Origin of the sequence: Acinetobacter sp. BMW17 (assembly GCF_001592855.1) — a bacterium.
GTDB lineage: Bacteria > Pseudomonadota > Gammaproteobacteria > Pseudomonadales > Moraxellaceae > Acinetobacter > Acinetobacter johnsonii.
In genome coordinates this window covers 105,619-123,790 of record NZ_LSOD01000007.1, presented here as the reverse complement: position 1 = coordinate 123,790, position 18,172 = coordinate 105,619, and the positions used below count along the sequence as shown (strand labels likewise).

17 protein-coding genes, 3 tRNA genes and 2 pseudogenes are annotated in these 18,172 nt (G+C 41.4%); 7 read left to right on the top strand and 15 right to left on the bottom strand.

What is annotated here, in order from left to right; genetic code table 11:
- Window positions 1-30: 30 nt before the first annotated feature.
- Window positions 31-630: a hypothetical protein gene (locus AXW61_RS01575; RefSeq protein ID WP_062031727.1), complete on the top strand. Its 600-nt coding sequence runs from the start codon at window positions 31-33 to the stop codon at window positions 628-630.
- Between the two features lie 8 nt (window positions 631-638).
- Here AXW61_RS01575 and AXW61_RS01570 read toward each other — a convergent pair whose 3' ends face one another.
- Window positions 639-923, bottom strand: coding sequence for a DUF2798 domain-containing protein (locus tag AXW61_RS01570; RefSeq protein WP_004684392.1), 285 nt, complete (start codon window positions 921-923; stop codon window positions 639-641).
- Window positions 924-1,100: 177 nt separating this feature from the next.
- Between AXW61_RS01570 and argS the strand changes: the two genes are divergently transcribed.
- Complete coding sequence (gene argS / locus AXW61_RS01565) at window positions 1,101-2,906, top strand: arginine--tRNA ligase (protein WP_062031724.1); 1,806 nt, start codon at window positions 1,101-1,103, stop codon at window positions 2,904-2,906.
- Between the two features lie 278 nt (window positions 2,907-3,184).
- A complete protein-coding gene (locus tag AXW61_RS01560) occupies window positions 3,185-3,787 on the top strand; it encodes an SPOR domain-containing protein (protein ID WP_004684390.1) in 603 nt (200 codons plus the stop codon).
- A 30-nt stretch (window positions 3,788-3,817) separates the two neighbouring features.
- On the opposite strand, the pseudogene AXW61_RS01555 reads toward AXW61_RS01560, so the two are convergent.
- The 8 genes and pseudogenes from AXW61_RS01555 to AXW61_RS01520 form a co-directional block, all read right to left on the bottom strand.
- Window positions 3,818-4,419: pseudogene (locus AXW61_RS01555) on the bottom strand (alpha/beta hydrolase).
- A gap of 11 nt (window positions 4,420-4,430) precedes the next feature.
- On the bottom strand, window positions 4,431-5,072 hold the full coding sequence (locus AXW61_RS01550; protein ID WP_062031721.1) for a glutathione S-transferase: 642 nt from the start codon (window positions 5,070-5,072) through the stop codon (window positions 4,431-4,433).
- Window positions 5,073-5,203: 131 nt separating this feature from the next.
- On the bottom strand, window positions 5,204-5,602 hold the full coding sequence (locus tag AXW61_RS01545; RefSeq protein WP_062031719.1) for an OsmC family protein: 399 nt from the start codon (window positions 5,600-5,602) through the stop codon (window positions 5,204-5,206).
- A gap of 102 nt (window positions 5,603-5,704) precedes the next feature.
- Window positions 5,705-6,652, bottom strand: coding sequence for a pirin family protein (locus AXW61_RS01540; protein ID WP_062031716.1), 948 nt, complete (start codon window positions 6,650-6,652; stop codon window positions 5,705-5,707).
- Window positions 6,653-6,882: 230 nt separating this feature from the next.
- Window positions 6,883-7,803 carry a restriction endonuclease gene (locus tag AXW61_RS01535; protein ID WP_062031713.1) on the bottom strand — a complete coding sequence of 307 codons (921 nt, stop codon included), beginning with the start codon at window positions 7,801-7,803 and terminating at the stop codon, window positions 6,883-6,885.
- Between the two features lie 92 nt (window positions 7,804-7,895).
- The gene (guaA, locus tag AXW61_RS01530; protein ID WP_062031711.1) at window positions 7,896-9,464 is read right to left on the bottom strand and encodes a glutamine-hydrolyzing GMP synthase; all 1,569 of its coding nucleotides are present in this window, start codon (window positions 9,462-9,464) and stop codon (window positions 7,896-7,898) included.
- Window positions 9,465-9,611: 147 nt separating this feature from the next.
- Window positions 9,612-9,937 (bottom strand): annotated as a pseudogene (locus AXW61_RS01525) (NirD/YgiW/YdeI family stress tolerance protein).
- A gap of 151 nt (window positions 9,938-10,088) precedes the next feature.
- The gene (locus AXW61_RS01520) at window positions 10,089-10,505 is read right to left on the bottom strand and encodes a DoxX family protein (RefSeq protein ID WP_062031709.1); all 417 of its coding nucleotides are present in this window, start codon (window positions 10,503-10,505) and stop codon (window positions 10,089-10,091) included.
- Between the two features lie 194 nt (window positions 10,506-10,699).
- On the opposite strand from AXW61_RS01520, the gene AXW61_RS01515 reads away from it, so the two are divergent.
- Window positions 10,700-11,344, top strand: coding sequence for a DedA family protein (locus AXW61_RS01515; protein ID WP_004684377.1), 645 nt, complete (start codon window positions 10,700-10,702; stop codon window positions 11,342-11,344).
- Here AXW61_RS01515 and AXW61_RS01510 read toward each other — a convergent pair.
- The 5 genes from AXW61_RS01510 to AXW61_RS01490 form a co-directional block, all read right to left on the bottom strand.
- Complete coding sequence (locus AXW61_RS01510) at window positions 11,341-11,934, bottom strand: LysE family transporter (protein WP_062031706.1); 594 nt, start codon at window positions 11,932-11,934, stop codon at window positions 11,341-11,343. The genes AXW61_RS01515 and AXW61_RS01510 overlap by 4 nt on opposite strands.
- A gap of 215 nt (window positions 11,935-12,149) precedes the next feature.
- Window positions 12,150-12,539 carry a hypothetical protein gene (locus AXW61_RS01505; RefSeq protein ID WP_062031704.1) on the bottom strand — a complete coding sequence of 130 codons (390 nt, stop codon included), beginning with the start codon at window positions 12,537-12,539 and terminating at the stop codon, window positions 12,150-12,152.
- Complete coding sequence (locus tag AXW61_RS01500; RefSeq protein ID WP_062031702.1) at window positions 12,536-13,390, bottom strand: ParA family protein; 855 nt, start codon at window positions 13,388-13,390, stop codon at window positions 12,536-12,538. The genes AXW61_RS01505 and AXW61_RS01500 overlap by 4 nt, the downstream gene beginning before the upstream one ends.
- Window positions 13,391-13,476: 86 nt before the next feature.
- The gene (locus AXW61_RS01495) at window positions 13,477-13,869 is read right to left on the bottom strand and encodes a SirB2 family protein (RefSeq protein ID WP_062031701.1); all 393 of its coding nucleotides are present in this window, start codon (window positions 13,867-13,869) and stop codon (window positions 13,477-13,479) included.
- Window positions 13,870-13,883: 14 nt separating this feature from the next.
- Window positions 13,884-14,192 (bottom strand): BolA family protein, encoded by a 309-nt coding sequence (locus AXW61_RS01490; protein ID WP_062031698.1) that lies wholly within the window; start codon window positions 14,190-14,192, stop codon window positions 13,884-13,886.
- A gap of 220 nt (window positions 14,193-14,412) precedes the next feature.
- Here AXW61_RS01490 and AXW61_RS01485 point away from each other — a divergent pair.
- The 3 genes from AXW61_RS01485 (at window position 14,413) to AXW61_RS01475 (ending at window position 14,720) form a co-directional block, all read left to right on the top strand.
- Window positions 14,413-14,488 (top strand) — tRNA-Gly (locus tag AXW61_RS01485).
- A 41-nt stretch (window positions 14,489-14,529) separates the two neighbouring features.
- Window positions 14,530-14,605: transfer RNA gene (locus tag AXW61_RS01480), tRNA-Gly, on the top strand.
- A 39-nt stretch (window positions 14,606-14,644) separates the two neighbouring features.
- A tRNA-Gly gene (locus AXW61_RS01475) sits at window positions 14,645-14,720 on the top strand.
- Between the two features lie 137 nt (window positions 14,721-14,857).
- Here the strand turns inward: AXW61_RS01475 and AXW61_RS01470 are convergent.
- The gene (locus AXW61_RS01470; RefSeq protein ID WP_062031695.1) at window positions 14,858-18,046 is read right to left on the bottom strand and encodes a BapA prefix-like domain-containing protein; all 3,189 of its coding nucleotides are present in this window, start codon (window positions 18,044-18,046) and stop codon (window positions 14,858-14,860) included.
- Between the last annotated feature and the right edge of the window lie 126 nt (window positions 18,047-18,172).

Genomic DNA, 18,172 nt, shown 5'->3' with positions numbered 1-18,172 from the left:
TAGCGCTTTTATTTCTTCTTTATATGAAAAATGATCATCAAAAAACTGATGTTGTTAAGCCTTACATGTCTTTGCCTCACGCAAATGACAGCATGCCAATCCATTTCTACAACGCAAAATACGCTGAGTGATAAAATTACAGGGGTATTTAGTCATAAAGAAAAATTACCTGAAATCGATCCCAAAGGCATTGTCGATATCAGTAAAGCCACCATCGAGCAATATGAGCAACTCAGTGCAAATTTACCCTTGAACCAATGGGTCTATTTGGAGAATGAAAAACAAGGAATTTATCAGCTACAAAACAAATCGACCGAAGGCTTTGTGCTCTCACTACGTCTGAATTGTAAAATCAGCAGTCATCCGCCTACATTTGAGCTTCAAGATGCGCAAGGCAAACGTATCTTATATGGCTATGATAAAGAAGCAGGACAGATTCAGTTTTTACTCGACAACAAAAACTATGGCAATCCCTTTGATCCATTTCAACGCCAGAGCCTGAGTCTTTTTCAACAACAGCTTGCCAGTGCCAAAGTAATTAAGCTCTTTCATGCCAGCAAACTGTATCGTTTTCAAAACCAAAATGCGGAACTCCTCAGCAAACCTGTCTCATGCCGTGAAAATAGCTAAAATGGAGGTTATTTGGGTGGGTTCAAATGTGACATATCGACAAATACACCAGTCAAACGGCGCACAATCGGCAGTACAATGAGCACGACAGGATAGGCCACCACCCAAGACATCATCCATGCGGACAGCCAAACCTGTAGGAAATTGTCCACCCAGCCCAAATTGCGCCAAAGATTGATCATCGAGATAATGCCACTCATAAAAAATGAGATAAAAAACGGCAAAATAAACATGGCGTATTTTGCTGGTAACTTGGGAATATTGCCAATAATCATCGGCCGCTGTTCAGACACGTTTTATCCTTAAAAATATGCGTTTTAGTTTTCATCATACTGCGCTTTTCATGTTTATTGCAGCGCAATCGTTAGCAGTTTTCGAACAGTTTTTATTCTATGAAAATGGATTCACCTAAAGACGTGGAAATTTGCTATATTTAGCGTTTTTCTGCGACATCAAATTTTCGACTGAATATGAACACGGCAATCCAAGCAGCTCTCGAGCACGCAGTGCAAAACCTTCAAGCTGAAGGCGTCCTTCCAGCAGACTGGAACAACAGCAGTAATTTGACGCGTACCAAAGACCGAAGCCACGGGGATTTCGCGTCCAATATCGCGATGATTGCCTCTAAAGCTGCGGGTATGAAGCCTCGTGATTTAGCCGAAAAAATTCTTGCTGCGCTGCCTGAAGTGGCGGACATCAGCAAAGCAGAAATCGCAGGGCCAGGCTTTATTAACTTCTTTTTAAATGCTGACCAACGTTTTGCTGTACTTGATCAAATTCAAGCGCAAGGCAAGCAATTTGGTCGTACTCAAGCCAATGCTGCGAAAAAAATCCAAGTGGAATTCGTTTCTGCCAACCCAACATCGAGCTTGCACGTTGGTCATGGTCGTGGCGCTGCCTATGGGATGACGGTTGCAACGTTGCTTGAAGCAACAGGTGCAACAGTAGACCGTGAATATTATGTGAATGATGCAGGCCGTCAAATGGACATCCTTGCAACATCTACCTATTTACGCTACCTCGAATTAACAGGCCAAGAACTGGTTTTCCCTAAAAATGCTTATCAAGGCGATTACGTTAAAGAAATCGCGCAAAGCATTATCGATGCTGATGGCGATGCCTACGTCCGCCCTGTAGCAGACGTCTATAAAGATGTTCCTGAAGATGTACAATATGCAGAAGAACTCGATGCCGAAGGCAATAAAGTTGTCCTTTCAGGCGATAAAGAAAAGCACATTGATGGTTTAATCCATAATTCACAAAGCTTAATCGGTGAAGCTTACCGCGTATTCCACCAAGCAGCGCTGAATGCGATCTTAGATGACATCAAAGATGACTTGGGCGAGTTTGGTGTAACCTTTAACCAATGGTTCAGCGAAGCCTCATTGACAGACAAAATTGATGAAGCTTTAGAAACTTTAGAACAACGTGGTTTCTTATACGAAAAAGACGGCAACATTTGGTTCAAATCGACTGAATTTGGCGATGAAAAAGACCGTGTTGTGAAGCGTCGTAATGGACAAACCACTTATTTTGCTTCTGACATTGCTTATCACCTGAACAAATTACAACGTGGCTATACCGATATCATTGATATCTGGGGCTCAGACCACCATGGTTATATTTCACGGGTCAAAGCCGCGATTGATGCCTTGGGTTATGACTCGAAAAAACTCACCGTTCTATTGGTTCAGTTCGTCAGCCTATGGCGTGGTGGTGAGATGGTACAAATGTCATCTCGTTCTGGTCAGTTCGTGACTTTACGTGACCTGCGTAAAGAAGTGGGCAACGATGCTGCACGTTTCTACTACGTGATGCGTAAGTCTGAGCAACACATTGACTTTGACTTAGACCTTGCAGTTTCACAAAGCAAAGACAATGCGGTGTACTACATCCAATATGCGCATGCACGTGTCAATCGTATGGTCGATGTGAAAGCACCTGAAAAAGGTATTAGTTTTGATCGTAGCAAAGCAGCTGATTACGATGCGACCTTATTAATTCTTGACGCTGAAACTGAAATTCTTGCCAAACTTGCAGCCTATCCAGAAATTGTGCTTCGTGCTGCAAATAGCTATGAACCACACCAAGTGGGTAACTATTTGAAAGAGCTCGCGGCCTTATTCCATGGTTGGTATAACTTGGATAATACAAGAATTATCGACGAACAAAATATTGCCCTTTCGCAAGCCCGTTTATTACTTTCAATAAACGTACAACAAGTTTTGCGTAATGGTTTAGAGTTACTAGGTGTGTCTGCACCTGAGACGATGTAACCTGCAAAGCAAAGCTTCACACATGGCTGCAAGACCGAAAGCTATGCTTGAGGTAACGATGTAAAAAGCAACGCTTTGCACATCGTCGCAAGATGAAGGGCTTTGCCCGAAGTAGCCATATCAACCCCGATGTATTGCTCGCTTTGCGAAACTTGAATTTTGCAAAGCGATTCTTTATTTTACGATGACGCCTCTTTTAATTCCTTGAGGCTAAGTATTAAAATAAAGAAAAGAATGGGCCAGTCCCTCATATTGATTAAAAGAAAAGAGGTTTCCACGTGTTTGGAAAAACGCAGCGCGGTGTATCTGAAAGACCGAACAAACCCAAAAAGCCACTGATTCCAGCTTGGCTCGGTACACTTGTGGTCATTTTAATCGTGCTCTGTTTTGCTGTAGCACTGTTACTGTGGAAACCTTGGGCACCAGTGAAGCCGAAAGGTCAAATCACTTCGGAACATTATCAAGAAGAAACCAATAAAGACTACCGTTTCTACGACTTACTGCCACAGCAGCAAGTGACGCCAATTCCTGATCAAGCCATTCCTGAAACTAAAGATAATCCAAGCACCGTGGTGATTGTTGAAGCACCTGCTGCCGAAGAAAGCACCCCTGCTGAACCGGGTTTAACCGAAGCAGCACCAACACCGCAAGCGCCAAGTTTTATATTGCAAGTGCGTAGCTACCCTGACCCTGACAGTGCCGATGCACGTCGTGCAGAAATTATCTTAAATGGTCTTTCTGCCGATGTCGTCAAAACCGTTGAAGGTGGCCAAACATGGTATCGCGTGATTTCAGGGCCATATGACTCGCAAGAAGCCGCGGTGATTGCGCAACAAACCCTACAACATAGCGGGATTGATTCGATTGTGGTCAAACGCTAAAACAAAAAAAGGATGCCTCGGCGTCCTTTTTTATACTCTGAGTTTGGTGAGAAAATTTTGAATCAATTGCGCAACATGCGCCGCATGCACATAAGCCAAATCATGTTGTCCCTGTGACACGATGTGCAATTCTGCATGTGGTATTTGACGGTGTAAGGCCTGCCCCACCGCAACAGGACTAATCGGATCTGCATCGCCCCAAATCAACAAAACTGGACACTGGATACGCTCCAGACTGCTCGTCAAATCAGACTGATGCTGAACAAACCAATCTGGAACCGTAAAGCTCTGTTGATAATCCTCTCTCCAATCTGCCACCTGAAAAGGACTTAAATCAATACCGCCTGAGGTTGCCACAAGTACCAAAGCCAGCACCTGCTCAGGTTTTTTAGGGCAGCTTGTACTGCAAAAATGCCGCCCATGGATTGCACAATAACCACAGAAGGCTGTTGGGTTTGATTCAACACATAGGCTTGTAAGCCTTCAAAACTTTGCACATCCACATCATCAGGATAACCACCAAAGCTCGGATAAGCGACGATCATGGTTGAATTGTCCTGTGGAAGGCACTGGATAACAGGTTGCCAAAATGCCGTATTGCCCGACACACCGGGCAAAAAAATCAGGTTCAAACTAACCCCTACTAGAATCCACTGAGTTCTTTGGCTTTTTTAAATGCTGGCCGCTGCTGAATGCGCTGTACATAAGCAACCATTTGAGGATTATGGGCTTTTACCCGCTCTTTCATTGCCACCACAGGAAAGCTCATTTGAATATCGGCAAAGGAAAAATCACCTGCAAAATAGTCATGTTGAGATAAATAATTTTCCAAATATGCACTGTGCTCTTTCAAGCGTGGATTAATAAAACCGCCTTTCACCCCATCACAAATTTTATTGGCAAGCGGTTTAATTAGAAATGGAACATGCTTGGGTACATTATTCATCACCAAGGTCATAACCAAATAGGGCATCAACGAGCCTTCGGCATAATGCATCCAGTAGTTGTATTGCATTAAGTCCTTTGGATTTTGCGGTTTAAACTTGTGCTCCGTATCGTAGGTGGCTTGTAGGTATTCCAAAATCACCGCAGATTCTGCTATGACCAAATCACCATCGGTCAAAACGGGTGCTTTACCTAAGGGATGAATGTTTTTTAACTCAGGTGGCGCAGCATAGGTCGGTAGGCGTTTATAAAACTTCACCTCATACTCCAGCCCTAACTCTTCCAAAGCCCATAAAATACGTAAAGAACGTGAATGTTCCAAATGGTGCAGGGTGATCATTGTTTTACCTTTTGTTTTAATTGAAATCTAGCACTCACTTTACGCTAAAATTTGGATTTTGCACCTGTCGATACACATGAATATCCAGTCGCACAAAATCTTTTACCGCCTATAAAAAACCGTCAAGCGAGTTAAACAATTGAGGTTTCAATCTCGACGGAACGTAATAGGGTTTTAGTGACCGGTGTTTTTTGACAGATATCTAAGATTTTTTGGCGTGCCTCTTCTGTCAATGTTTGCTCAAACGACAAACGACGGCTGATCCATTCTCGGCCTTCTTTATTGGCATTAAAATCTGCTTCGACACTAAAAGCCCCCCACTCAATACCTTTGTGCTGCGCATACATCCGTAGGGTAATCATGGTGCAGGAAATCAAACCTGTACAAATAAAGTCATAAGGTGCTGGGCCTTTGTCCTGACCGCCAAAAGACTCTGGTTTATCGGTAATGAATTGATGTCGCCCACTGCTTACTTCACCAGACCATGCTTCGATGCATGTTTTGACTTCCGCATTCGCAATGATTCCCATTTTTTTATTATCCTATTTTTCATTGATATTATTTTGAATAGGTTTCAAGTATTGAAACTGCCCACCTATTCTATTTTTAAACAACTTTTCGCAGTATTGCCTTTATTTTGAAGCGCGCATTTGGTCTGGAAATGCCGGTGCTTCCAGTCGTGGCCCTTCATAGTCAGGAATTGAACCAAAACGTTCATCTTGCGCAATCCACTGATCACGCGCAATTTTCAATTCTTCTTGAGTACGACCCACAAAATTCCACCACAGTAAAATTGGACTTTCAAACGGTTCACCACCTAACAGTAACAAGCGGCTGCCAGCATGAATTTCAATTTCAATCGCACTAACCCCCTGCTCGAGTACCACCATATTGTCTTCAGTCAGTTCGTGCCCATTAACCGTGGCCGTTCCTTCTAAAGCCATAAAGCCATATTCAAAGTTAGGATTAAGCGTTAAACGGGTTTTGGTGCTTTCTGCCGCACTTAAGTCCACCCCTAACAGCTCGGTATAAACACTCACAGGTGAGGTCGTATTTAAAAACTCTCCGACCAAAACAGTAAACTCCACCCCATCTTTTTCCACCACTGGCAGTTCTGGGTAATGATCGAAACGTGGTTCAACAGCAATTTGTGCATCAGGCAATGCAATCCACAATTGTGCTGCATGCATTTTGGTTTCTGTATCTGGTGCGACTTCTGTATGGGAAATCCCGTGTCCTGCGGTCATTAAATTGACCTGTTTTGGACGAATCAACTGTTTGCTGCCCAAACTGTCGGCATGCATCATGGTACCTTCAATCATCCATGTAAAGGTTTGCAAACCGATATGTGGATGTGGGCCAACATCTAAACCGTCCCCTTGAGGGAAGGTTACAGGGCCTGCGTGATCTAAGAAACACCATGCACCAATCATTCGTTTATGGCGACTTGGCAGCGCGCGTTTGATGACCGTCCCTTGGCCGATTTCAGCACTTCTCAGTGGAAACTCTTGAATGAATTGATTTACGTATTTTTCACAGTCATCCGAATGTGAAAGTTCAGTATAGTTATTATTCGTCATGTGCTTACTCATTACAGATCCATATGTTCTAGATCATAACAAGTGGATTCCCTACTGCACATCCCCAAAAATAGAATGCTGATTCTTAAACTTGGGACAATATCTTGTGTTTTCAAAACCTAACTACAAGACAATGAGTGGATGTAAAAATGCTGTTACATCTTTCTAAGGTATGTTTTAGCTCTGCTAAAGTGTTTTAGAGGCGATGGAAAGCAATGACTTAGGAAAAATCAGAAGTTTTCTTCATCAAAACGATCTTGATCAATTTTATAGATATGGAAACTACGCTCCACTTGAACACCTAAACCAAATTCAATCATGAGAGCTGTTAATTTATTACCATCAATTAAAACAATGCCTGATTTTTTAGCCGATTCCATCGCCTCTTTACTAAAATTGGAAGTTGTAATAAAGACACCTTTCTTAGCTACTTGATCTGCTAGTGCGCCTTTAAATTGCTGTATCTCAGGCCGACCCACTGTATTTTCCCAGCGTTTAGCCTGAATATAAATTTTGTCTAAACCTAAACGGTCTTCACTAATAATTCCATCGATACCACCATCACTAGTTTTGCCAATCGCTTGAGCGGCATCTTGATGCGATCCTCCATACCCCATAGCAACGAGTAAATCGACAACCAGTCTTTCAAAAAATGATGAGGAATTGTTTTTAATTAAAGTTAATAGCTCATCTTTCAAATCATTATTTAATATTTTTGATTGCTGGTAAATAATCTCAGGAGGTGTTAATTCCTCAGAATCTGAACTATCTTTTTGTGTATTTTCAATTTTTTGCACTTTTTCATTTTTTGAATTTATTTTTCTAAACTCATTAAAACTATCAAATCTGGATAAATATTTCTTATCTATTTTTTCAACTTTTCTTAAATCTAAATCTTTTCCCACATTCGATAAATTAAAATGTGCTCTTTTAGAATAATCTATTAATCCTGCTTTCTTTAGATAAGTTTTCGCCCATTGTAAACGATAAAAGATGATGTTTCTCCCATCTTCCATCGTTTCATTACGTTCTTCTTCTGGACATTTTAACTCTTGCAGTAATGCTTCATAAGCCTCTTTTAAACTATATGTCACATCATGTGATTGCATAATACGTAGTAAAGGCAACATTAAATCATAATGCGTATACATAAAAACTCAAATTTGAATCCTAATTTTCATTCAGTATAAAATAAAAAAGAGCGCCTAAGCGCTCTTTTTTTAACATAATTTTCGTTAGAAAATTATTCCCATTCAATCGTTGCTGGTGGCTTAGACGATACGTCATAAACAACACGAGAAACATCTTTAATTTCGTTCATGATGCGTGTAGAGATTTTATCTACAAGATCATAAGGAAGATGTGCGAAGCGTGCTGTCATAAAGTCAACCGTTTCAACGGCACGAAGTGCAATCACCCATGCATAACGACGACCATCACCGACGACACCAACAGATTTCACCGGTTGGAATACAGCAAAGGCTTGCGCAGTTTTATCATACCAACCGCTAGCACGAAGCTCTTGCATGAAGATGTCATCTGCAAGACGTAAAATGTCTGCATATTCTTTCTTCACTTCACCCAAAATACGCACGCCCAAACCTGGACCTGGGAATGGATGACGATATAGCATTTCAAATGGTAAACCTAAAGTTGTACCTAAACGACGTACTTCATCTTTAAACAAATCACGGATTGGTTCAACTAATTCAAAAGCTAAGTCATCTGGTAAACCGCCCACATTGTGGTGAGATTTAATCACATGTGCTTTACCATTTTTAGTTGCCGCAGATTCGATCACGTCTGGGTAAATCGTCCCTTGAGCAAGGAAGTTTACGCCATCAAGCTTACGCGCTTCTTCAGCAAAAACTTCGATGAACTCACGACCAATGATTTTACGTTTTTTCTCAGGATCAACTTCACCCGCAAGTGCAGTCAAGAAACGCTCTTCAGCATCGGCACGAATCACACGGATACCCATGTTTTTCGCAAACATGTCCATCACTTGCTCACCTTCGTTCAAACGGAGTAGACCGTTGTCAACGAATACACAAGTCAATTGATCGCCAATTGCACGGTGTAAAAGTGCCGCAACAACGGATGAATCCACACCACCAGACAGACCTAAAAGAACTTTTTGATCACCAATTTGCTCACGTAATTGTTCAACGCGTAAGTCAATGATGTTTTCAGAGTTCCACAGGCTACGACAGCCGCAAATGCTGTGTACAAAGTTAGATAATAACTCTGCACCTTTTGCAGTGTGCGTTACTTCTGGGTGGAACTGAATCCCGTAAAAACGACGCGTTTCATCAGAAACCATCGCCACTGGACAGCTTGGTGTGCTTGCAGTGATTTGGAAACCTTCAGGAATCGCTGTCACTTTGTCACCATGGCTCATCCAGACTTTAAGTTGGTCTTTGGTATCTTCAAGATCACCAATCAACTTGTCACGAACTTGGATGTTTACTTCGGCATAACCGAACTCATGTACAGTACCCGGCTCAACTTTACCGCCAAGCTGTGCAGACATGGTTTGTAAGCCATAGCAAATACCCAAAACTGGTACACCTAAGTTGAACACAACTTCTGGCGCACGTGGGCTGCCTTCTTCGTGTACGCTCTCAGGACCACCTGACAAGATGATACCGTTTGGATTAAATGCACGAATGTCTTCTTCAGACATGTCATAGGCATACATTTCAGAATATACGCCAGCTTCACGTACGCGGCGTGCAATAAGCTGGCTATATTGAGAACCGAAATCCAAAATAAGGATACGATCTTCAGTAATTTGAGTATTGGTAGTCATGACAAACAACTATGAAAGGCAAACGAATATAAGCGCCGTATTCTAGCATTTTTCCGCGCATAACGCACATAATTCGGACAAGCTTTATACAACGCTTAAAACCCAATGGTTTTTATATCAAAAAGCACGCTTTCGCATGCCTGATGTTTATTTCAAAACTTTTTCTATTTTAACGACTTCAATATCGGTCGGTTTATAACGATGTGTATCCACCTCTCCGACAACCTGCACTTTATCGCCTGCTTTAATATTGGATGCTTTCCATAAATCGTCATCAATATCCAGTAAAATAACCCCTGTACCATCGCTGAACTCGTAGTGGTCTTCATTAAGATGTTTCAGCATGTCCCTTTTAAAGTGACCGCCGTTTCATCTTTGAGCTTTGCAATGGCTGATACAGAGACATGATTCTTTGCTGCTGCTTGTAAAAGCATATGGTCATCTTTAGCCCATGCACCAGCGGCAAGACTTATGACTTGTAATGCATAACCCTATTTTAAAAAGATTTTTCATCTTATTTTCCTCATGTTTTATTGATCTTGATCAAAACAAAAAATGGACGTCCACACCGTACTTTTTTGTAAATAAAAAAGCAGTATCGTGAATGCTGCTTTTCATTTTGAATTATTTTTCAATCAGATGATCTAGACTCATTTTTCCTGCACCATGCAGCATTAGAAAAAATAAACCACTCGCCATTGCAAAGTTTTTCATAAAGTTAATACTGTCTTGCGCGCCATCGTGAAAAATAAATGCGGTAATAACACTAAATAGACCTAAGCCAAACGCAGCAAAGCGGGCTTGAAAACCAAATAACAGCGCTAAGCCACCACCAAACTCAACTAAAATGGTTAAAGGTAATAGCGCTCCGGGAACCCCCATAGACTCCATATACCCTACAGTTGCGCTATAAGCTGAAATTTTTCCCCAGCCTGCAACAAGGAAAATATAAGCCATAAGTACACGGGCAATTAAAGCTAAAACTGCATCGATATTGGGTTGATTGACAATATTTTTGGCCACAACATTTGGATTAAATATTTTTACACCTTTAAATACGTTTTATTTGAAGTTGTAGCTATCTTAATGTTCTCTATTTTTAGAATAAATATCCATTTTCATCACACATCGTTTTAAGATAAGAACACTGATAGCTAAATTTATTTACGTTTTAATACTGACTTCTGATAACGAGACTGCTAGGATTTCCGCACTCTTTTGCTTATTTGTGCCCCATGGAACTGATTGATTTTATATTACATGTCGATGACCATCTGCTTGAGTTTATCACCAACTATGGGGTTTGGATTTATGCAATTTTGTTTCTCATCATCTTTGTGGAAACAGGTTTGGTGGTCATGCCGTTCCTACCCGGCGACAGCTTATTGTTTGCCGCAGGTGCCTTAGCAGCATCTACAGGTGCAATGAATCCGTGGACTCTTGGTGTTTTACTTTTTATCGCGGCCGTACTGGGCGATACGCTGAATTATCACATTGGTCGTTATATTGGACCGCGCGTTTTTGAAATCGAATCCCGTTTCATCAATAAACAACATCTAATTAATACACAAAAATTCTTTGAAAAACATGGTGGTAAAACTATTATTTTTGCGCGTTTTATTCCTTTTGCGCGGACTTTTGCACCTTTTGTAGCAGGTGCAGGAAAAATGGATTACAAATTTTTCCTATCTTATAACCTAATTGGCGCATTCTGCTGGATTGGTTCATTCATTACTTTAGGCTATATTTTTGGTAATGTGCCTGTGGTCAAAGACAATTTCACGCATCTGATTTTCGGCATTATTATTATTAGTGTCTTGCCGGGAATCATTGGTTTTATTCGTGCCAAATTAAAGAAAAAATCAACCACTGAAGCTTAAGCAAAAAAACGTAGAATCACGGGGAACATACACACCAACAACAACATGGCCGATCCTTTATATAAGAGATCGGCTTTTATTTGTTTTGACTCACCCGATAAAATGGCACGGCCAAAAGACATCCAGAACAGTGCCGTTGGCAATAACACCAGACTAAACACCGCAAACACCAAAAAGAAATTGGTGGGATTATCCCAAGCTTCATAGGGAAAAATACCTGCAGCAAATAAGACCGCTTTCGGATTTTTCAAAGTAGAAAAAAATAATTGTTTAGGTCGAATCGAGGTAAAACGTTGATTATGTTTTTCTAAGTGCGAGCTTTTCCACAAATGAAAAGCCAACCAAAATACATAAACTGCACTGAGTGCATGTAAAAGATCAATCAAATAAGGCCAAGTCGGTGTACTGAGATGAATCAGGAGTGCCCATAAATTGATGGCATAGAAATACCCAAACAGTTCTGCGGGTACAAGTAAGCTGGTCTTCGCCAGACCTTGCTGATGTGCAGAGCTTGCGAGTAAAGCATTGGTCGGTCCCGGAATCATCAAGACAGCAATCATTGCCAATACAAACAGCCAACTCTCAATCATAGACATCCAACAACAGCATTAAAGATGCGCAATTTAGCCGAAAAAGAGCGGTTTCCTCAAGTCAAAGCGGAAAAAAATACAGAACCCATGAGGTAAAAAAGTGCGTGTTAAAACGATAGTCCATTGTTTTATTAAAATTATTTTCGAAACATTTTGCTAAGATTTTAATGACTGCTGAAAGGTTGAACCCTTCAGCAGGATGAATAAATGCGGCATTAATTCGTCTTATTTTGCACGGTAATCGCACAGCCTTTGAATTTTGCAGCTTGTACAATCGCCTCTTGCTGACCCAAAAGTCGTGAAATTTCAGTTTTTTTGGTATTCGATGATTGTCCCATATTCACTGAAACGCTTGGACCAAAGCCCCAACCGCCACCATGACTCCAACCGCCGCCCAGCCCTACACCTACACCCATACCAGTACGTTTCGCAGTGGGTACACCTTCATCTAAATGTTGCTGAATCCGATTATATTCTGCTTGTAACTGTTGGCAGTTCAAAGCCTGATACTGTGTAGGAGAGACATAAGTCGGTTTAACCGTTGTGGCACAGGCGCTCAATAACAGCGTGCTGCTCACTAAAAAAGCAATTGTGATCTTTTTCATGCTGAATCTCGTAATTTATTATTCTCAATCTCATTGAACAATGATTGATAGGCCTGCGTCAATTTATGATCGTGTGCCAAATGAATTAAGGGTAAATTTTTGTGATGCGATTCTTTCATCAGCACCGATGGAGGCAACATACTTTCTAGTATAGGAAGACCTTCATCCTTCAGCTCTTGCACCACTTCACGCGGAAGTTTGGCCTGCGCTTGGAACTGATTCACCACAATGCCTTCAATTTCCAAATGATCATTATGATCGTCTTGAGTTTCGAGCACATTTTCGATCAAAGTTTGCAGTGCACGTTTAGAAAAGACATCACAATCAAACGGAATCAGGACTTTATTAGCTGCAATCAGTGCCGACAAAGTAAAGAAGTTAAAGGCTGGCGGTGTATCGATATAGACACGATCATATTTTCCGGCAAGCTGTTGTAACGCATCACGCAGTTTATAAATTTTATGTTTTGACTCTAAAGCATATGCCAATGCCCCGAGGCTTGGGCTGGCTGGAATCACATCCAAATTTTTAAAAGGGGATTGGTGTACATAACTTTCTAAACCTTTAGCTCGCCCTTTGAGGATCGAACCAATGGCGCTGCCCAATAGACTTTTATTTTGAGTCGTTCCAAGCACTTCTTCAAAATAGTTTTCAATATTGGGTTCTAAAGCTGGTTTATCTGCCGAATAGGTTGCGTCATCGCCCAATACATACTGACTCGAATTCGCTTGCGGATCGAGATCAATCAATAAGGTTTTTAAGCCTTGATGTGCACTAATTGCCGCCAAATTCACTGCAATACTGGACTTGCCGACACCACCTTTTTGATTAAATACCACACGTGTATGCATGAAATCCCCCTCCCTCTTGTTATTTTTCCGCTATAGCTAGCAGTGTAGCGCAGAACAATCGCTGTGCCGATGATTATGTCTAACAATTAGCCAAAGTTTGGTTTAATCATAACTAAACCTAAAATGGATATCATCGCAACCACCGCCAAGAATAAACCCGCTCGGCGCTGTGTAAGTAAAATGCTGTCTTCTTTTTTATAAGCTTTCGACAAAGAGGACAACATCACTAAAAATAAAACCACTTTGGCATAAAACCATGTTTGTACATCAAAGTTTTTCATCACTAAAAGTGCAACCCCAGTCAGTACAATCACCAGCATACTTAAGTGCTGAAGGGCTACAAAAGCCGTTCGACCCGCTGGATTGGGCTGATTGCCTTGGACGCCTTTAAATAGCATCATGGCACGCGCCAAAATCACGACACATGCCAAGCTGACCGCACTCATATGCACGATCTTAATCAATAATTGTGTTTCCATGACTGAATCTCTGCTTAGCTTTTCGGGGCATGTGCACAATTTGGACTAGAAGTGTCTTGTCCTTGCCACTCCTCGGGTAAAAAAGCATGTATAGCCAAAGCATGAATTTTACCTGGACTGAGTAAGTCTCCTGCTACCGCATAAATTTTTTGATGGCGCTGAACTAAACGTAACCCCTCAAAACTCTCACTCACCACGATCACTTTAAAATGTGATTCTTTACCTGGAAAATAGCCGCCATGACCAGAAGATTCATTCACGACTTCTAAATGTGATGGGGAAAGCAGTTGTAAGCGTTCAATCAGTTGCTGCTCCAAGCTCATACCTGTCTCCAAAAATAATGATTCGTTCAGAGTATACCTGTTCCTTCGAGATGTTGAATGCGTAAAACCCTTTCGGCTAGCATCAGGTACAACGTTTCGTGAACAAAAGTTAAAAAATCTCAAGACATCGTCTAAAACTGGCTTTATTTTATGCAATTAAACTCAGCTTTTTCATAAAGCTATTGACCCTGAACTTGCTTGCTGTATCATACAGCGCTATGCGGGAATAGCTCAGTTGGTAGAGCACAACCTTGCCAAGGTTGGGGTCGCGAGTTCGAGTCTCGTTTCCCGCTCCAAATTTTTTTCAGTGTAAGTTTTAGCAAAAACTGCTCAATATGCGGGAATAGCTCAGTTGGTAGAGCACAACCTTGCCAAGGTTGGGGTCGCGAGTTCGAGTCTCGTTTCCCGCTCCATTTTTTTTAGTGTAAGTTTTTATAAAAACTGCTCAATACGCGGGAATAGCTCAGTTGGTAGAGCACAACCTTGCCAAGGTTGGGGTCGCGAGTTCGAGTCTCGTTTCCCGCTCCAAATTCAAAAAAGCCCTCATCGAAAGATGGGGGCTTTTTTATTTGGCAATATCTCAAATACATCTCCATTCAGATAGCAAAAAGGTACTGTGCATATATTCACACAGTACCTTTTCTGATGAATTACATGTTGATTACTTAGTAAACAATTTGGTTGTTATTTAACAGACTATTTAACAGTTGGTCATTTGTTAAGTTTAAATCTGCTGGAGAAATATTATCCAAAACCAAAAGATCTGACGCAGAAAATCCATTACTCGCACCATCACGGTCAATACTAATCACTGCTTTACCATCCGCATTGGTTTCTACTGAAATATAATCCCCAATATTAGCTGATGTTTGCAGACCATCCAGTAACGCCGAAATATCGATCTTGTCTGCATCAGCACCAAGCTCAAAGTCGGTCCAAGTATCTGTACCATTGCCACCCGTTGCATCCGCATTATCTAACAAGTAATAGATAGCAGTATCTGCACCATCTCCACCAGTCAGAATGTCATCACCAGCACCACCCTGCAAAATATCATCGCTAGCTGTACCAGAGAAATCGATGGTCTCATTTACTGGATCTGTTGTGATGGTTAAAACGGCATCTTCAGTATTGTTATACTCGTCTTGAACGGTATACGTGAAATCATCAACTACTGAAGTAGCATTTCCTGATGTTACTGTGGACGTATAGATATAATGCCCATCTTCGTAAAGATGTAATGTGCCGTGATTACCTGTGATGATAGCGTAATTGCCATTTACATCTGTTTGGTTGAAGGTAATAGGAACTCCGTTGACTTCAATGATTAAACCATTTACAACGTCATCGTTCGCAAGCACATTCCCTTCGGCAACATATGTTTTTTCATTAACAGCATAAACATCAGCGGTAATATCAGGGAATAATGATACAGGGTTGCTTAAAATATTTTCTGCAACTATGGTTAACAAGTCATCGGCAGCAGGTAACAAGCCACCAAGCCCTAAACTACTCAATATCTGATTTATCCCGCCAAGCAATCCACCTAAAAGATCAGCTAACCCAGTGTCTTGTAACAGAGCATCAGTAATAACATCATCAATTAATGGTTCAACGACTTCATTATAAATAACTTCACCAAGGTTATCGACTTGAGCAAGCAAACCATTTACAAGACCACCTAATGTGGCCCCTAAACCCAAAGTGCTAATTAAACTACCCAATAAGCCTGTAGAATTACCTGCCAGAATATCACCAACCGAAGTATTTAAGAGCTCTGCTGCTACTGCAGTATTATCACCGAATGGATTGAGTAAAGATAAAACGGTATCTACTGTATTCAGTAAAGTTTCTAATGTATTAATCAGAGCCGTTGACACATTGGTCGTTTTCGCTAAATCTAACACTTCCTGCAATGTTAACTGTTCTAGAATACCCTCTAAGACAGTATCATCGGCATTGACCAAAACATCTTTCACTAGTCCTTTTACAGTATCTTGAATGACATCATTCACAGTATTACTGCCAAGTTCGCTTAATTTCACTGTTTCTAAAATGTCTGCTAGTTTAGAGCTATCGCCATGTACAATAACACTATAATTACCTTCGGGCAGATCTTTAATATCTAGTCTTAAACAAGAACCATCGTCAACTACACCAAGTGCCTGTAAACCAAGTGCACCTGCAATCAATCCTCCTTGACTTGAACTAGCTGCTGCAACAGTAAATACCTCACCTGTAGCGTTATTCACTACTTCAAAACTAAATGCATTTGCAACAGTGACTAGATTTGTACTTTCAACCACAATCACAGCATCCTTCGCCCCACCAGTCACATCAAAGTTGACTTTTCCAATCTGAGACTGCCCTTCCAAGATCCCTAAAATTGCTCCTTCATTATAAGTAGCAAGTTTATTGGTTGTATCCACACTCTGATCAACCAAAGATGTACTTACAGCATCATCTACTAATACCAATGGATCATTTGTAAAGATTAAGTCCCCAGCCGTTGCTGTATCTGTACCTGTATTCCCAGCCTTATCCGTCACTTCTACTGTGACATCATCACCTGCCTGAACCGCAGCTGTGTCTACTGTCGCGCTGAATGCACCCGTACCATCGGTCTCGCCTTCCCAGATCGTGTTGCCATCTTTGTCTTTGATCACCACCGGTGCATTCGGTTCATCCGATGTCCCTGTAATCAGTACTTGATCTGCAACACCATCTGCTGGGTCATCATTATCAATCGGGGTTACCGCTTCTATCTCGACGACGGGTAGTACACTATCCACCGTGGCTTCCGCCAAAACCTCGTCAGATTCGTTACCAGCAGCATCTTTAATGCTTACTTCAACTTCTAATGTTTCACCTTCGTTCGGTGAATCCACTTTAACGATGATTTCACCTGCAGTAATGTCGTCAGCCGTCAATACTGTTTCTTCACCGTTGACGATAACACTGTCACCAGCTACGACATCTACGGGTAAGTCAATCGTAACGTCGACTTTGCCATCTGCATCAATTTCATCTGCGGAGATCCATTCATCGCCATTACCAATGATGACCGAATCTGGTGCTGAGGGTGCTGTAGTATCCACAGTTGCTTCTGCTTGAGTCGGATCCGACTCGTTACCGTCTTTATCTTTGATGATCACATCAACTTCTAATGTTTCGCCTTCATTCGGCGCATCCACTTTAACGATGATTTCACCAGCAGCAATGTCGTCAGCCGTCAAGACTGTTTCTTCTCCATTGACGATAACACGGTCACCAGCGACTGCATCTGCAGGTAAATCAATCTTAACGTCGACTTTGCCGTCTGCGTCAATTTCATCTGCTGTAATCCATTCATCACCATTACCAATCACCACTGATTCTGGGGCACTTGGTCCTTCGTTCGTTTCGCCTATCCCCTTATCAGAATCATTTCCTGAATCATGCCCTGCCCAAGCTAAAATGCCGCCTGCAGTCAATGGAACTGCGGCCCAAGCCCATGGAGAAGCAGCATCATTCTCACCATATAATAGTGGCCCTACATCATTGAGTTCTGCATAGGTCGCACTTAATGCTTCACCATTAGAGCTAAACTCAACCCAGAGCAATTTATGATTAACATCATCTTGTAAAACAAGGCTGTTATCTGCATCAAAAAAGCCCATTATTGTTATTAATTCACCACTTTTTAAAACAACAACGAGATTGTTACCTTCCTTTTTGTATTCTTTAATATCTTCTGAAGAGATTTTAAGTTGAACGACCGAGGGGTTCTGCGCTGACAATTGGATTTTGTCTGATGCATTTATCTCGATGCCTTGGTGAGACTTTTTATCAATTAACGTGGCTTTCTGATCCATGTGTACATCCTTTTTCGAGTTTCATTTTTAAGTATTTTGAAGCTTTAAACTGAGTCACTAAATGAAAGGTGTCATGTACTAGAAAGTTCTTTAACTGATCAGTTTCGGATATCAATTGACGATTCA

Coding starts and splice junctions, on each gene's coding strand:
- AXW61_RS01495 (WP_062031701.1), bottom strand. CDS start 13,869: ATGGAAACACAATTATTGATTAAGATCGTGCATATGAGTGCGGTCAGC.
- AXW61_RS01545 (WP_062031719.1), bottom strand. CDS start 5,602: ATGGGAATCATTGCGAATGCGGAAGTCAAAACATGCATCGAAGCATGG.
- AXW61_RS01510 (WP_062031706.1), bottom strand. CDS start 11,934: ATGATTGAGAGTTGGCTGTTTGTATTGGCAATGATTGCTGTCTTGATG.
- AXW61_RS01505 (WP_062031704.1), bottom strand. CDS start 12,539: ATGAAAAAGATCACAATTGCTTTTTTAGTGAGCAGCACGCTGTTATTG.
- AXW61_RS01490 (WP_062031698.1), bottom strand. CDS start 14,192: ATGAGCTTGGAGCAGCAACTGATTGAACGCTTACAACTGCTTTCCCCA.
- AXW61_RS01540 (WP_062031716.1), bottom strand. CDS start 6,652: ATGACGAATAATAACTATACTGAACTTTCACATTCGGATGACTGTGAA.
- AXW61_RS01470 (WP_062031695.1), bottom strand. CDS start 18,046: ATGGATCAGAAAGCCACGTTAATTGATAAAAAGTCTCACCAAGGCATC.
- AXW61_RS01515 (WP_004684377.1), top strand. CDS start 10,700: ATGGAACTGATTGATTTTATATTACATGTCGATGACCATCTGCTTGAG.
- AXW61_RS01500 (WP_062031702.1), bottom strand. CDS start 13,390: ATGCATACACGTGTGGTATTTAATCAAAAAGGTGGTGTCGGCAAGTCC.
- AXW61_RS01575 (WP_062031727.1), top strand. CDS start 31: ATGATCATCAAAAAACTGATGTTGTTAAGCCTTACATGTCTTTGCCTC.
- guaA (WP_062031711.1), bottom strand. CDS start 9,464: ATGACTACCAATACTCAAATTACTGAAGATCGTATCCTTATTTTGGAT.
- AXW61_RS01550 (WP_062031721.1), bottom strand. CDS start 5,072: ATGATCACCCTGCACCATTTGGAACATTCACGTTCTTTACGTATTTTA.
- AXW61_RS01535 (WP_062031713.1), bottom strand. CDS start 7,803: ATGTATACGCATTATGATTTAATGTTGCCTTTACTACGTATTATGCAA.
- argS (WP_062031724.1), top strand. CDS start 1,101: ATGAACACGGCAATCCAAGCAGCTCTCGAGCACGCAGTGCAAAACCTT.